A 13612-nucleotide genomic window follows, 5' to 3' on the forward strand; every position below is an offset into this window, starting at 1 on the left:
GCGCGCCCCTCGTCGTGTCGGTCGTGATTACCGTCAGACGACGCGTTTGACCTCAGTGTAGGCGCCCTCGGTCTTGAGGGTGATGGTGACAGGCTCGCCAGTCCTATTGCGCCAGAACCAGCCGTGGCTGCCGGTGAAGGCGGCGGTCAGGACGCCTTCCTCACGCTGGGACGAACCCTTGCCGTAGCCGTGGTAGGACACCCCCGGTCGATCGGCGTGGGTGTCGAAGTTGATCTTTCCACCGCTGCTGATCCAGGTGAACCGCGCCGTGGCACCTTCTTCCATGACCAGTTTGATCTCGGCGCCCTGATCGGGCTGAAGCGTCAGGACGGTTTCGTCGGTACGCGCCGCGCCCGGCGTCGCAGCGGGGGATGCAGGTGTTGCGGCTGCAGTCGTGGGAGGCGTCGTGACGGACGGCGTCGCTGCCGGCGTTGCCTTGACCGCCGCCGCGTCGGCTGCGGCGTCAGCCGCCGCTTCTTCGGCGAGTTGTCGCTTGATGCGGCCCATTTCCGTCAGGCCGAACACCGAACCGATGCGGGTGGGATCGACGCCGTATTCGGCGGGCAGGACGACCGTGACCAGCAGGGCGGAGGCGACGAGCGCGGCGACGCCGGTGGACTTCAGCAGTTGGCCCGTGGACGGCAGGTCGGCTTTGGAGGGACGGTTTGCGTTGTACATGAGGGTGTCTCCGATCACATGACGAAGAAGCCGCCGAGCTGATAGCCCGTCAGGATGAAGCCGAGCGTCATCAGCACGACGTTGGTGAGGTAGGCGTGCTTCCAGAAGCCGTTCGTGCGGCGCCAGAAGCCCATGAGGATGAGGATGCCGCCCAGGGCGAGCAGTTGTCCGATCTCCACGCCGATGTTGAAGGCGACGAGGTTCCAGAGCAGGCCGTCGGGCGACAACTGGAAGTCCTGCAGCTTGGTCGCCAGTCCGAAGCCGTGGAACAGGCCGAAGATCATGGTGGCGGCCTTGGTAGAGGGCTGGAAGCCGAACCACCTCTGATAGGCGCCCATGTTGTCCAGGGCCTTGTAGACGACCGACAGGCCGATGATGGCGTCGACCAGATAGCTGGAGACGCTGATGTTGGTCAGGACGCCCAGCAGCAGGGTCGAGGAGTGACCGATGGCGAACAAGGTCACATAGATGCCGATGTCCTTCATCCGGTAGAGGAAGAAGATCACGCCGAACAGGAACAGCAGGTGGTCGTATCCGGTAACCATGTGCTTGGCCCCCAGGTAGACGAAGGGCCAGAACAGGAAGCCGGAGGTTTCCTGGATGTAGCCCTTGTCGCCCTCGGCGACGCCATGGGCGAGGACCTGGCTGAGCAGGCCTTCGAGGAAGAGGAAGCCGACCACCAGGACCGCCAGGGTCCAGGGTGATCGAAGCCACGACAGTCGGTCGCGGCAGGGTGCGGAAGTCATGGGCATCCTTGCGATTGGAACAATGAGACGACACCCGCCGTCATGGCGGCGGTCGCGTAGAGGAAGCGGCGCTGAAGACCAGCCGCCCCTGAACGGGGCGGCCGATCGCGTCAGAGAGCGCGGCGACGACGGAAGGGCAGATGGTCCAGCCAGGCGGGTTTGGGGCGGTCGCTCGGGGCGTCGCGTCCATGCACCAGGCTGTAGAGGGCCGGCAGAACGAGCAGGGTCAGGATGGTCGAGGAGACAATCCCGCCGATGACCACGGTGGCCAGCGGGCGCTGGACCTCCGCGCCCGCGCCGACGTTGACCGCCATCGGCACGAAGCCGAGGCTGGCGACCAGCGCCGTCATGAGCACCGGACGAAGACGCGTCAGCGCCCCTTCCCGAATGGCCTGTCCGACGGGCTTGCCCTCTTCGATCAGGCCTCGGATGAAGCTGACCATGACCACCCCGTTCAGCACGGCCACGCCCGACAGGGCGATGAAGCCGACGCCGGCCGAGATCGACAGGGGCAGGCCCCGCAGGGCCAGCGCCGCCACGCCGCCGGTCAGCGCCAGGGGCACGCCGGAGAAGACGATGGCGCTGTCCCGCCAGGAGCGGAACAGGGCGAACAGCAGGCCGAAGATCAGCAACAGCACCCCCGGCACCACCAACTGCAGCCGCTTGGCGGCCGAGATCAGTTGCTCGAAGGTGCCGCCGTAGGAGACCCAGTATCCGGCGGGCAGGTCGATTTCCTGATCCACCCGTTCCTGCACCTCTCTGACGAAGGAACCGAGGTCGCGGTTACGGACATTGGCGGTGACGACGATGCGACGCTTTCCGTCCTCGCGACTGATCTGGTTCGGACCAGTCTCCAGCGCGATCACGGCGATCTCGCTGAGCGGCACGAAGCCGCGCGGCTGACCGTTGGCGCCTGGCAGCGGCACCTGGATGCGGCCGATGGCGTCGGTGTTGCGCCGCAGGTCTTCGGGCAGGCGCACGACGATGTCGAAGCGTCGGTCGCCTTCGAAGATTTGTCCCGCCGTGGCACCGCCCATGGAGGTCGAGATCACCGACTGAACATCGTCGATGCTCAGGCCCAGACGCGCGATGGCGTCGCGGTTCGGCGTGATCAGCAGCATGGGCAGGCCGGTGACCTGCTCGGACTGCGGGTCGGCGGCGCCGCGAACGGAGCCGACGATCTCCTCGATCTGGGAGCCCAGGGCGACGAGTTGGTCCAGATCATCCCCGTGGACCTTGATGGCCACGTCGGCGCGAACGCCGGACAGCAGTTCGTTGAACCGCATCTGGATGGGCTGGGTGAACTCGTACTTGCTGCCCGGAATCTCGTTCACCGCCTCTTCCATCTCGCGAACGAGCTGGAGCCTCGGCTTGCGGGGATCAGGCCAGTCCTTGCGGTCCTTCAGCAGGATGAAGGTGTCCGCGACCGACGGCGGCACAGGGTCGGTGGCGACCTCGGCCGTGCCGATCTTGGCGACGACGCGCTCGACCTCCGGGAACTTGGCCAGACGGGCTTCGAGCGCGGTCTGCATCTCGATGGCCTGGCTCAGGCTGGTGCCCGGAATGCGCAGGGCGTGCATGGCGATGTCGCCTTCGTCCAGGTTCGGCACGAACTCCGAACCCATGCGTGAAGCGACCAGGGCCGCGCCGGCCACCAGGGCGATGGCGACCGCCACCATGGCGACGCGGGCCTTCAGAGCGAAGTCGAGCGCCGGCTGGTAGCCGGTGCGCGCCCAGCGCATCAGGAAGCTGTCCTTCTCCTGGACCTTGCCCGTGACGAACATGGCCACGGCCGCCGGCACGAAGGTCAACGACAGGACCAGGGCGGCGGTCAGGGCGATCACCACGGTGATCGCCATGGGATGGAAGGTTTTGCCCTCCACGCCGTCCAGGGCGAAGATCGGCACATAGACCAGGGTGATGATCAGGACGCCGAACAGGGACGGCCGGATCACTTCGCTGGAGGCGCGCGCCGCCAGGGAGAAGCGTTCTTCTCGGGTGAGCAGGCGGCCCTGCTGGTGCTGGGCCTCGGCGAAACGACGCAGGCAGTTCTCGACGATGATGACGGCGCCGTCGACGATCAGACCGAAGTCCAGCGCGCCCAGGCTCATCAGATTGCCCGAGACGCCGGTCCGCACCATGCCGGTGATGGTCATCAGCATGGTGATCGGGATGACCGCCGCCGTGATCAGGGCCGCGCGGAAGTTCCCGAGCAGCAGGAACAGAACCACGATCACGAGCAGCGCGCCCTCGACCAGGTTCTTCTCGACCGTCTTGATGGCGCGCTCGACCAGGTCGGTGCGGTCATAGACGGGCGAGGCGACGACCCCGTTCGGCAAGGCCTTGGCCGCTTCCTCCAGACGAGCCGCCGCCGCCTGGGCGACGACGCGGCTGTTCTCGCCGGCCAGCATCAAGACGGTCGCCAGCACGGTTTCCTTGCCGTTCTCGGTCGCGGCGCCGGTGCGAAGTTCTTCGCCCAGACCGACCTCGGCCACCTCGGCGATGCGGATGGGCACACCGCCGCGCGTGGTGATGACGATGTTGGACAGGTCCTGCGCCGTGGACGCCTGGCCCGGCACCCGGATCAGCCACTGCTCGCCGTAGCGTTCGACGTAGCCGGCACCGACGTTGGCGTTGTTGCGTTCCAGCGCCGACACGACCTCGCTCATCGTCACGCCATAGGCGGCGAGACGGTCAGGGTGGGGCGTGACGTGATACTGGCGCTCGAAGCCGCCGATGGTGTTGACCTCGGTGACGCCGGGCGTGTTGCGCATCTGCGGGCGGATCACCCAGTCCTGCAGGGTCCGAAGATCCTCAGGCGTGTAGGACGTGCCGTCCGCCTTGCGCGCGCCCGGCTTGGCCTCGATCGTGTACATGAAGATTTCGCCGAGGCCGGTGGCGATCGGCCCCATTTCGGGCGACAGCCCGGCGGGCAACTGGTCTCGCGCGGTCTGAAGCCGTTCGTTGACCAGTTGGCGCGCCCGGTAGATGTCGGTTCCGTCCTCAAAGACGACCGTGACCTGGCTCAGGCCGTAGCGCGAGACCGAGCGGGTGTAGGAGAGCCCCGGCACCCCCGCCACGGCCGTCTCGACCGGGAAGGTGATGCGCTGCTCGGCTTCGAGCGGCGAATAGCCGGGCGCTTCCGTGTTGATCTGAATCTGGACGTTGGTGATGTCCGGCGTGGCGTCGATCGGCAGCTTCTGGAAACTCCAGACGCCGATGATCGCTGAGGCCAGGACCAGCGCAAGCACGATCCAGCGATGCCGGATCGACAGGCTGATGATGCGTTCAAGCATGGTGACGCATCCTCCTAGTGGTCATGGCTCGCGCCGGACTTCTCGATGTCCGCGCGAATGAGGAAGGCGCCGTCGACGACATAGGTCGTTCCCGGTGCGATGCCGCCCAGGACCTCGGTCCACTCTTCGGTGCGCCGGCCCAGGTCGAGCATCCGCACCTCATAGGTGTCGCCGACCTTGGCGTAGACCACGGTAAAGTCGCGGAAGGGCTGCAGCGCCTTGGTGCGCACCGCCAACGGAACCTGGCCTTCGCCGACCTGAACCATGCCCGACACGCCAAGGCCCGGCCGCCAGACGCCGCCCTGGTAGGGCAACTCGACGTGGGCGACGAGGGTCTGGCTGAGGACGTCGTCCGACGGCAGGATCGCCTCGATGACGCCGCTGGCCGAGTGTTCGCCGGCCTGACTCTTGATCTCGATCCGCTGACCGACGCGAACCCGTTCAGCGTCGCGCGGATAGAGGAAGAACTCCGCGTGCAGTCGGGTCGGGTCGCCGATCACCAGCATGGGCGCGCCGTTGCCGGTGATCGAGCCGGGGTTGACGTTCTTGGCCGTGATCACGCCGGAGATGGGCGCCGTGACGGCGTAGGTCTGCAGGCTTTCGCTGGATTCCACGCGGGCGACGACCTGACCGCGCGAGACGCGTTGGCCGAGTTGGACGGTCAGGGACATGACGCGCCCCGGATAGCGGGCGTGGACCTCAGCCTGGCCCTCGGGCGTGATCTCGACCCGGCCGCTGAGCGGCAGGGTCTCGCCCAGGACGGCGGGGCCGACCTGCTGGGTCGTGACGCCGCCGTCGCGCGCGGCGTCCGCGCTGATGACCGTCCGCCCCTCATAGGACTGATAGGACCAGGTCGAGCGCTTGCCCGCCTGGACAGCGGCGACCGAAACGTCGAACGAGTGGGGCTCGGACACGACGCCCGGACTGGCCAGGTAGTCGTTCTCCGGCGTGAAGGTGAAGCGATCCACCTTCGGCCCGAGGCGGGTCAGGGCGATGCTGGCCTGAACCAGCTTCGGGTCGACCGGCTTGTCCTTGAGGTAGGGGTAGAGGCGGAACAGAGGCTCCGGCCCTTCCTCATAGATGGTCACCTCGATGGCGAAATCGCCGTCACGAAGCAGTCGGCCGTTGTGCGGCCCGCGCTCGTAGTCGGCGGCGGCCGCCGCTTCGCCTTCCGGCTTGGCGGCCTGATCGCCGCCGCTGCAGGCGCTCAACGTCAGGGCCACGGCGGTCAGGACGCCGCCCAGCGCGGTCGCTGAAGTGCGAGACATCTTCATGGTTGGGTCTCCAGGCCGAGCAGGTCGGCGTGCGCGCCGGTCAGGCGGTCCAGCCGCGCGCGGTCGTTGTGGAAGGTCTGCAGCACGGCCACGCGGCGGGCCTTGGTCTGCAGCAGCGCCGTGTGAGCGCTCATCACGTCGTTGTAGGTGAAGCCGCCGCGCGCGAAGCCGTCCCGGACCAGGGTCACGGCCCGCTCCGCCTGCGGCAGGGTTTCCTCGGCGATGCGACGAGCCTCGTTCGCCCGCGCCAGCAATTGAACCTGCAGGCGGGCGATCTCGCGTTCGCGTTCCTGGCGCAGGGCGTTCTGGTCGGCCTGGGCCGCCAGGCCTTCGGCGCGGGCGCGGTCGATGGCGCCCTGGTTCCGGTCATGGCGCTGCAACGGGATCGATCCGCCGAAGACGAAGGCGACCTCATTGTCCCAGATGTGCCGGACGCCGACGCTGACCGTGGTGTCAGGCACGGCGCGGGCCTCCTCCAGCCGCGCCTGGGCGTCGGCGATGGCCTGACGGGCGCGGAAGGCCTCCAGGTCGGTCGAGGCCACTTCGCCGGCGGCGACGCGCGAGGCGCTGGTGTCCTCGAAGTCGGACTGACCCAGGTGGAAATCGGCGGTCCCGTCCCAGAACTTGGCCAGGACGATCCGCGCCACGCGGACCGCGATCTCGGCCTGGTCGAAGTCGATCTGGGCCTGGGCCAGTTCAGCCTCGGCGCGAGCGCCGGCGAACAAGGGATCGCGGGCCGCGTTGACCCGACGTTGCACCTCAGTCTGGAAACGCTCCGCCAGCGAAAGCCGCTCGCGCGCGATCTCCAGCGTGGCCTGGGCGGCCATGGCCTCGGCCCAGGCGCGCTGGACCGATTCCATACGGTCCAGTTGCGCGATCCTGGCCTGGGCGACGACCAGAAGGCCTTCGCTCCGCGCCAGGGTGGTCCGCGCCGGACGATCGCCCCCGCGTTCCAGTTTCTGCTCGTAGGACAGGGTGGTTTCGGTGCGTCCCAGGATGTCGCCGCCACCCAGTGTCGGCAGGTTTTCTACCGTCAGACCGAGCGTGGGATTGGGCTTGAGGTCGGCCTGGCGAACACCGGCATCGACCGCGCGCAGTCGCGCATCGAGGCCCGCTTTTGCGGGGTCGGCTTCGACGGCGCGTCGAAGCGCGGCGTTCAAGGTGAGCGGCTGCCCGCCGACCGTGACCCCGGCAGGGGACAGCGATTGGGCGAGCACGATTGCAGGCGGCGACCAGGCCGCCGTCAGGACGAGCGCGAAGGCGGATGCAGCCGCGCCTCGCCCTCGCCATCCGGCATAGCCGGACTTGGAAGGTTTCAAGGGATGTCTCCAACAGGACGCGCACGGCCGTGAGGCCGCGCAGGATCAGCTTTTCAGGCGATCAGGCGTTCTGTCTGGGAGGTTGGTGCGGCGCATCGAGGATAGCGCCAGGCGGCACGGCGTCGGGCGCCGGGCCGAGATCGAGCGTGGTCACGACCCCTGCGCCGGTCGGATGGACAGGCGTCGCCAGTGCCACATGAATGTCGCCGCCGTTGTGATGGTGATGGCTGAGAGGGGATTTGCCGCCGTCATCGGCGACATCAACCGCCAGGACGGCCGTCGATGCGTCGTCGCTCGTCACCGCGTCGTGGCTTTGACTGTGGTCATGGTCGTGAGCCAGGTCGGCCGCATCTTCATAGGAAACGCCGGGGAACTGGAGGCCGTGTTCAATTCTGTGCTGGTTGTTCTGCACGCCATGCATCTGCACCGCGACCATGACGGTCACGCCCAGGCAGACGCAGAGAAGGCGGAACAAGCGTGGCAAATCGAAAATTCCCCGATCGAATTCCGTTACGGGGAAACCGCCCACGATGCAACGGCATGAAGGTCGCAGCCGGTTGGCCCTATTCGCCTTTAGAGTCGCGCCGTCGCTTCAGCGGTTCCTGGTCTGGGAAGCGTAGTTGCACGCCAGCGCCGAGCGTTCCCGCAGGAATGAACACGACGCCTGCGTCTTCCAGGGTCGCAACGAGCAACCGCGCATTCGCCGTCGTGACGGGAGCGGCGGCGTTGGTGCTTTCGGCTTTTCGGACCGTGTTCAGCGCAAGTCCAGTGCGCTCCGCGAGATCGGACACGGACATGTTCAAGAGCCCACGCGCTGCGCGCAACTGCGCCCCGGTAACGGCGGCGCCGGAGGGGCTTGTATCGCGCTCAGAATTCATGATTGACCAATAGCACCATGTTTGATAAATAGCACCAATAAGTGAAAGGAGGTGCCTCTATGAATGACGTTAAACCGGATCAACCGGCTTGTCCGCTCCATGGAAAGCCGAGTCATCGCCGGACCTGCCGAAGCTGCAACGCTGCCTATATGCGCGGCTATCTTAGCGTTGCGCGTAAAACTCGCCCAACATCCGCGCTTTTGACGCGGGCGCGTCAGCGCGCTGTCCGCCAGGGCGTGCCCTACACGCTTCGTCGGCAGGACATCTCCATGCCGCGCCGTTGTCCCGTCCTTGGTCTGCCCCTGACCGTGGGTGCGGCTAGGTCTGCCAGTTCTCCCTCGCTTGACCGGATCAATCCCGCCGAAGGGTACCGACCCGGCAATGTCAGGGTGATCAGCGATCAGGCCAACCGTCTGAAAAGCAACCGCAGCCTGGAACAGGTCGTCCAGCTGAGCCAACGAGGGGCGCCTGAACGACGAGCGCAATACGCCGCCGTTGCTGCCTATATGGAGCGGGAAGCCCTCTTGGCCGAGGTGAAACGAAAGGCGGCGATCGACCCGTCGCCGAGCAAGCCCTGGCAGGTGATCGCTGACTTCCTGGAGAGCCGCTTTCGCGAATACATGCCTCGATAGCCGCGAAGAGTTGCAGATTTCATTTACACTAATACTGAATTAACTAAGGAAATATTCTGATTTTGCTATTTTTTCTTGACTAACTTTGTCGGTTAAGTTTTCGTAAATCTCACTATCAACTCGCACTGACCCACAGGAGATGTGCAACGAAGCAAGGAGAAGCCATGAAGAACGACGAACGTGATACGCCCAGCTTGAGCCCGCTGGAGAACCGTTGGCTGACAGCCGAAGAAGCCGCCGCCTACATCGGGGTGAAGGTCGAGACGCTTTCGAAATGGCGTCTTCGCGGCCACGGTCCTCGCTACTCGGCTGCCTTGCGGCGCGACCCGCGCTATCGCCTGTCCGACCTGATGGACCACATGGCCGCTCAGATGGTGTCAAACACCCGTGAGGCGCGGACCGTTCGCATCTCCTACGCCTCCGAGCATTCGCCGATGACGCTGCGCCGACCGACGCGCCCGTTGCGGTTGGCGTGAGATAGACCGTCTAGCTGTCGGTCCGCTTGCTGACCGATCCTCGTCCCCATTCCAGCTAACCCGACACCGCCTCACGCGCATGCGTGAGGCGGTGCAAGCAGGTGGGGGGCGATCGATCAATCCAGCATGAAGCACTTCGTCGCTTCCTCGACCTGAACGGACGTCTCCATTAGACTGGCCTAGGCCGGCAACGGCCATAATTCTCGGGAGGTGGCTCAGGCGGTGGTTCGCCTTTTTCAGCTTCAACAATCAGCGTTGGTTTTCCACAAGGCTGATGATTGAATTTCCTTCGGTTTTCCTGATTTTTCCCCTAGGGAGCGCGTTTGCCACAAGGGAAGAAAACGGTCCTGCACTGGACGTTCGGCGCCTTCCGGGCCGACCAGATATAGTATTGCCGCGCTGGAAAGCCGTCATCCTCGTCCATGGGTGTTTTTGGCATGCACATGACTGCGGCCTTTGTCGCATTCCAGCAACACGGCCAGAATTCTGGAAGGCGAAGCTGGAAGGAAATTCGGAGCGTGACCGCCGGAACGAAGCTGCGCTTATGGATGCTGGGTGGAGAATTGCCACCGTTTGGGAATGTGCCTTGCGGTCCAAGGGATCCGAAGCTGTAAAGGAGGTGGCGGGAGAGCTGGATGTCTGGATCAGGGGGCCGGAACAGATGATAGAGATCCGCGGGTGAGGAGCGGCCACCTTTCAGATTATTTTCGCCAAGTCGCCTGGAAGCGACTGACCGCGGTTGACGCGGATCAGCATCGTTCTCATCAACACGAGTTCGGGGGTGTAGGCGCACTACGCACCATGCTTGGCGAGGAAGATCGCCGGAATATCCCAACCACGTTCATTTATCTCGCCGACGACGATCCAGAGCCGCTCAGAGAGCAGGCGTGGCTCAGCTGGTACGACACGCGCCGAAAGCAGAGCCATCGCGGTCCGGAGTATCGCCTGTATTTTCCGGACACGGTCGTTTCAGACAATGCAACCGAGGGCGACCTCCTCATCATTGGAGTGCGGCCGGACGATTCGCTCATGGCCATCATCGCAGAGAGCGGATCGACGATCGCTGGCCAGCTGCTTTGGCTCTTCGGGGTGGACCATGCTCACCCGGGTTATTCGGTGAAGGGGGAGATTGAAACCAACCAGCTCCGCTTGGAATTCGCTTCGCGTTTCATCCTCGAAGAGCTCGGTGTGGATGTCGAGTCCGCTGACGACGACTACCTCGACCAGATGAATAAGCGCTTTGGCTCCAGCTTTCCCGGCACCCGAGAATTTTCTAATTATACGCGCGAAACGCTCGGCGATCTCGACATCAAGGGTGACCCTGACGGAGCGCTGATGGCGCTAGTGGAACGCGAGGAGGTATTGTTCCGCACATTCGAGCGTCACCTTATCGGCGACCAACTCCAAGAAGGTTTTGACGAAGTCGACGAATTCGTCAGGTTCAGCCTCTCAGTCCAGAACCGTCGCAAAAAGCGCATGGGTACGGCGTTAGAGAATCATCTTGAATATATGTTTCAGGAGTTGGGAATCAGGGCAGACCGCAATCCGGTCACAGAGGGCAAGTCAAAGCCGGACTTCATATTCCCCGGCATTACAGAATATCATGATCCCGCCTTTGAGACCCAGCGGCTGACAATGCTGGGGGTGAAGAGTACCTGCAAGGATCGCTGGAGGCAGGTGCTATCCGAGGCAGACCGCATTCCAGACAAGCATCTGTTGACGCTCGAGCCCTCGATCAGTCTGGCCCAAACCGACGAAATGCGCCGGCAACGGCTCCAGCTGGTCCTGCCCTCTCGATTGCACCTCACTTACGCGCAGAGCCAGCAGTCATGGCTCTTGTCCATTTCGACATTGGTTGAGCTTCTTCACGACCGGGATAGCATCGCCCGCAGTTCTTCGATCGAATAGGGCGGCGCGCGTCGATGGGCGACGCTGTGGCAGTTTGGGCAGAGCGGCGCAAGATCATCCCGCGGATTGATGATGTAGCCGGGGCCCAGCTCAGAAACCGGCGTGAGGTGATGGACCTCGATCAGCCCGGTGGCGGCATCGCCGTAAAGGATGTCCAACTGCAGATCGCAGGCCTTGCAGGCATAGCCGTGGATGGCAAGGGCTGCAGCGCGGTTGCGCCGGTCGCGTTCGTAGCGGTTGACCTCGATCCGAGTCTTGGCGCCTTCGGGAAGGCCCTCGGCATCGGTTTCTGGAATGTCCTCTTCGTGCGGTTCCAGGGGGAGCAAGGCGAGAATGGCGGCCGCAATCCGCGCCGTCCACCGCTCGATCAGACGGCTGTCGCCCTCTTCGTCGCCCTCATTGATTGCCAGCATGCCTCGCCGGACGACAAGCCCCATGCTGCGCCAAGGCGACGACCACGCTGCTGGGCCGTCAGGCGCGACCGCACCACCGTTGACCGTGAAATCAACTTCCGCACCATCGGACCGGCATTTCTCCAGAACGGCTGAGAAGGTCGCGCGTCCCGTCTCATCGGCAGCGCCCATTGCCTCGACAAGAGCGCCGGCGAAGGTGCCGGGCAGGAGTTGGACATCGAGACGGCGCCAGCCCACCGTTGCGCGGATCGCAAAGGTATTGGCTTTTGGATGGCCGGCAGGATGTAGCTCCAGCCAGCGCCGGCCCTCGCCATCGCGGCCCTCGCTCCCCTCGAAATCCAGCCCGGCCTCGGCCGATACCCGGCCGGCCAGCGTGTGCGGATCAGGCGACATCCTTCTCGATCTCTGGATCCGGGAGCGTTTCGACCAGCTTCTCTAGGATGCGCGAGACCTCATAGCGCAGATCGCGGAATAGCTCGTTAGTGTTATCGCGGACCGTCGAGTGCTCGGCCACGCAGAGCGCCCACAGCAGGGAATCGAGGCCCTGCATGGTGACGCTTTTCGAGAGGTTCGGGACATACACCTTGCTGTAATAGGGATGGCTCGTGTTGATCTGCACAGCGCGATGCTGCTCGATCATGACCGGCTGGAACAGCAGGCCGTTGGTGATCCCGTCGACCGGCTGCACGAAGACCTCCCCGGGTCGCTGAGCCTCGGCCATCGGCAGCTTTAGCCGGAACTTGCCGTGCTGGTTCTTGATGACAACCTCGCCCGTATTGGGGTCGGCGACGTTGACCTCGGCCCCGCCGGCGTCGGCCTCGCGGTTGCGGATATTGTTGTTGGAGTTGTCGTGCGCACCCTCGCTCTTCTTGGCGATCTTTTTTTGCTCGCCCTCGCGCCGCCGGCGATTCGCCTCGCGGCGCGGCGCGGGCAGAAACTGATCCTCCAGCCATTGCGCCAAATCTTCGTTGAGGATGATCTGCGACTTCTTGATATCGAGATGAAACGCATCATCGAGCTTATTGTCGAAGGAAAATTCAACGCGGATCAGGTTGTAGTGCGGTTCTCTGCGATAAATTCCGAGCCAGTCGGCCGCGTGAATCAGGCGCTCCTCGCGGTAGATGTAGATGCCCTGAGTATCGTTCCCGACCCGGGCTAAGGCCGCCGCCTCCTTGGACGGGAACTCCTCCTCGCGGGGCAGGATATAGGCCTTGACCGTGAACTCGGCCGTGCTGCCATCAGCCAGCTCGGCCGGCACGGTCTGTTGCGCCACTAGCTCCGAATAATGCCGCTGGAATGGGTCCCAAGCCTCGACAGGCTTGCCGTTCAGCTCGATCTCGACATGCGGCGCCCGCTTGTCCTTGGCGTCGAGAAACCGCTGATAGATCATGCCGAGATGCTGGCGGAGGTCATCCTCCTTCGACTGCAGGGCCTTCTTCGCCCACCCTGCCTTCTTGTCCTCGAAATCCTTGACGAGCCGGTCGACCTGTTCCCAGAGAACGACGGTGCCGGCGCGGCCCGCGGCCACGATGTCTAGCTGTTCGACCGCCTCGGGGTCACAATCGGCTGTCAGCAACAGCTCCCACGACTTCGCCTCGGCAACATGGTTCAGGTCCCACGTCGCCATCAGGGGCGCCGTGTTCCCATCGGGCCGGGAAATCACCGAAAGCCGCTTGCAGAAGGCGGTAGATGCCGTTTTCAGGCCAAGGCCGTACTTGCCGAGGCTGGCCGCGCTTGGCCGCGCGGCGGAGCCGTATTGCATCGCGTTGATGAGGCCCTGCCGGTTCATGCCATCGCCATTATCGACGATCAGCAGCCTGATCTTCCGCTGCATGTCGGCGCTGAGCCAGAGCTGGACCTTCGTCGCATGCGCGGCGATTGAGTTGTCAACGATATCGGCTACGGCGGTATTGAACTCGTAGCCTGTGTCGCGCAGGCCCTCGATCATCCGCTCCGGATTGGGCGGCAGGTTGATTGGCTCGATTGTCATGG

The 13612-nt window shown here is 64.4% G+C and carries 13 protein-coding genes; 4 read left to right on the forward strand and 9 right to left on the reverse strand.

What is annotated here, in order from left to right:
- Nucleotides 1-33: 33 nt before the first annotated feature.
- The 7 genes from ACO2Q1_RS06700 to ACO2Q1_RS06730 all read right to left on the reverse strand — a co-directional run bounded on the left by ACO2Q1_RS06700 (nucleotide 34) and on the right by ACO2Q1_RS06730 (nucleotide 8104).
- Nucleotides 34-678, reverse strand: a complete 645-nt coding sequence (locus ACO2Q1_RS06700) for a transmembrane anchor protein (RefSeq protein WP_112999653.1) — start codon at nucleotides 676-678, stop codon at nucleotides 34-36.
- A gap of 14 nt (nucleotides 679-692) precedes the next feature.
- Nucleotides 693-1424, reverse strand: coding sequence for a HupE/UreJ family protein (locus ACO2Q1_RS06705; protein WP_112999652.1), 732 nt, complete (start codon nucleotides 1422-1424; stop codon nucleotides 693-695).
- Between the two features lie 110 nt (nucleotides 1425-1534).
- Nucleotides 1535-4720, reverse strand: a complete 3186-nt coding sequence (locus ACO2Q1_RS06710) for an efflux RND transporter permease subunit (RefSeq protein ID WP_112999651.1) — start codon at nucleotides 4718-4720, stop codon at nucleotides 1535-1537.
- 14 nt (nucleotides 4721-4734) lie between these two features.
- Complete coding sequence (locus ACO2Q1_RS06715) at nucleotides 4735-5988, reverse strand: efflux RND transporter periplasmic adaptor subunit (RefSeq protein ID WP_112999715.1); 1254 nt, start codon at nucleotides 5986-5988, stop codon at nucleotides 4735-4737.
- Between the two features lie 2 nt (nucleotides 5989-5990).
- Nucleotides 5991-7313, reverse strand: a complete 1323-nt coding sequence (locus tag ACO2Q1_RS06720) for a TolC family protein (protein ID WP_112999650.1) — start codon at nucleotides 7311-7313, stop codon at nucleotides 5991-5993.
- Between the two features lie 61 nt (nucleotides 7314-7374).
- Nucleotides 7375-7788 carry a hypothetical protein gene (locus ACO2Q1_RS06725; protein WP_423328744.1) on the reverse strand — a complete coding sequence of 138 codons (414 nt, stop codon included), beginning with the start codon at nucleotides 7786-7788 and terminating at the stop codon, nucleotides 7375-7377.
- A gap of 88 nt (nucleotides 7789-7876) precedes the next feature.
- Nucleotides 7877-8104: a hypothetical protein gene (locus ACO2Q1_RS06730; protein WP_258526262.1), complete on the reverse strand. Its 228-nt coding sequence runs from the start codon at nucleotides 8102-8104 to the stop codon at nucleotides 7877-7879.
- A gap of 146 nt (nucleotides 8105-8250) precedes the next feature.
- On the opposite strand from ACO2Q1_RS06730, the gene ACO2Q1_RS06735 reads away from it, so the two are divergent.
- The 4 genes from ACO2Q1_RS06735 to ACO2Q1_RS06750 all read left to right on the forward strand — a co-directional run bounded on the left by ACO2Q1_RS06735 (nucleotide 8251) and on the right by ACO2Q1_RS06750 (nucleotide 11207).
- Nucleotides 8251-8823 carry a hypothetical protein gene (locus tag ACO2Q1_RS06735; protein WP_220119300.1) on the forward strand — a complete coding sequence of 191 codons (573 nt, stop codon included), beginning with the start codon at nucleotides 8251-8253 and terminating at the stop codon, nucleotides 8821-8823.
- A gap of 164 nt (nucleotides 8824-8987) precedes the next feature.
- The gene (locus ACO2Q1_RS06740) at nucleotides 8988-9299 is read left to right on the forward strand and encodes a helix-turn-helix domain-containing protein (RefSeq protein WP_112999647.1); all 312 of its coding nucleotides are present in this window, start codon (nucleotides 8988-8990) and stop codon (nucleotides 9297-9299) included.
- A gap of 274 nt (nucleotides 9300-9573) precedes the next feature.
- Complete coding sequence (locus tag ACO2Q1_RS06745; RefSeq protein WP_423328745.1) at nucleotides 9574-9981, forward strand: very short patch repair endonuclease; 408 nt, start codon at nucleotides 9574-9576, stop codon at nucleotides 9979-9981.
- Nucleotides 9978-11207, forward strand: coding sequence for a type II restriction endonuclease (locus ACO2Q1_RS06750; RefSeq protein WP_086490806.1), 1230 nt, complete (start codon nucleotides 9978-9980; stop codon nucleotides 11205-11207). Before ACO2Q1_RS06745 ends, ACO2Q1_RS06750 begins: the two co-directional genes overlap by 4 nt.
- Here ACO2Q1_RS06750 and ACO2Q1_RS06755 read toward each other — a convergent pair.
- On the reverse strand, nucleotides 11165-12013 hold the full coding sequence (locus tag ACO2Q1_RS06755; protein WP_086490807.1) for an HNH endonuclease: 849 nt from the start codon (nucleotides 12011-12013) through the stop codon (nucleotides 11165-11167). The two genes, ACO2Q1_RS06750 and ACO2Q1_RS06755, sit on opposite strands and share 43 nt — an antisense overlap.
- The gene (locus tag ACO2Q1_RS06760; RefSeq protein ID WP_086490808.1) at nucleotides 12003-13610 is read right to left on the reverse strand and encodes an ATP-binding protein; all 1608 of its coding nucleotides are present in this window, start codon (nucleotides 13608-13610) and stop codon (nucleotides 12003-12005) included. Before ACO2Q1_RS06760 ends, ACO2Q1_RS06755 begins: the two co-directional genes overlap by 11 nt.
- Between the last annotated feature and the right edge of the window lie 2 nt (nucleotides 13611-13612).

This window comes from Brevundimonas sp. VNH65 (assembly GCF_049445955.1).
Lineage (GTDB): Bacteria > Pseudomonadota > Alphaproteobacteria > Caulobacterales > Caulobacteraceae > Brevundimonas.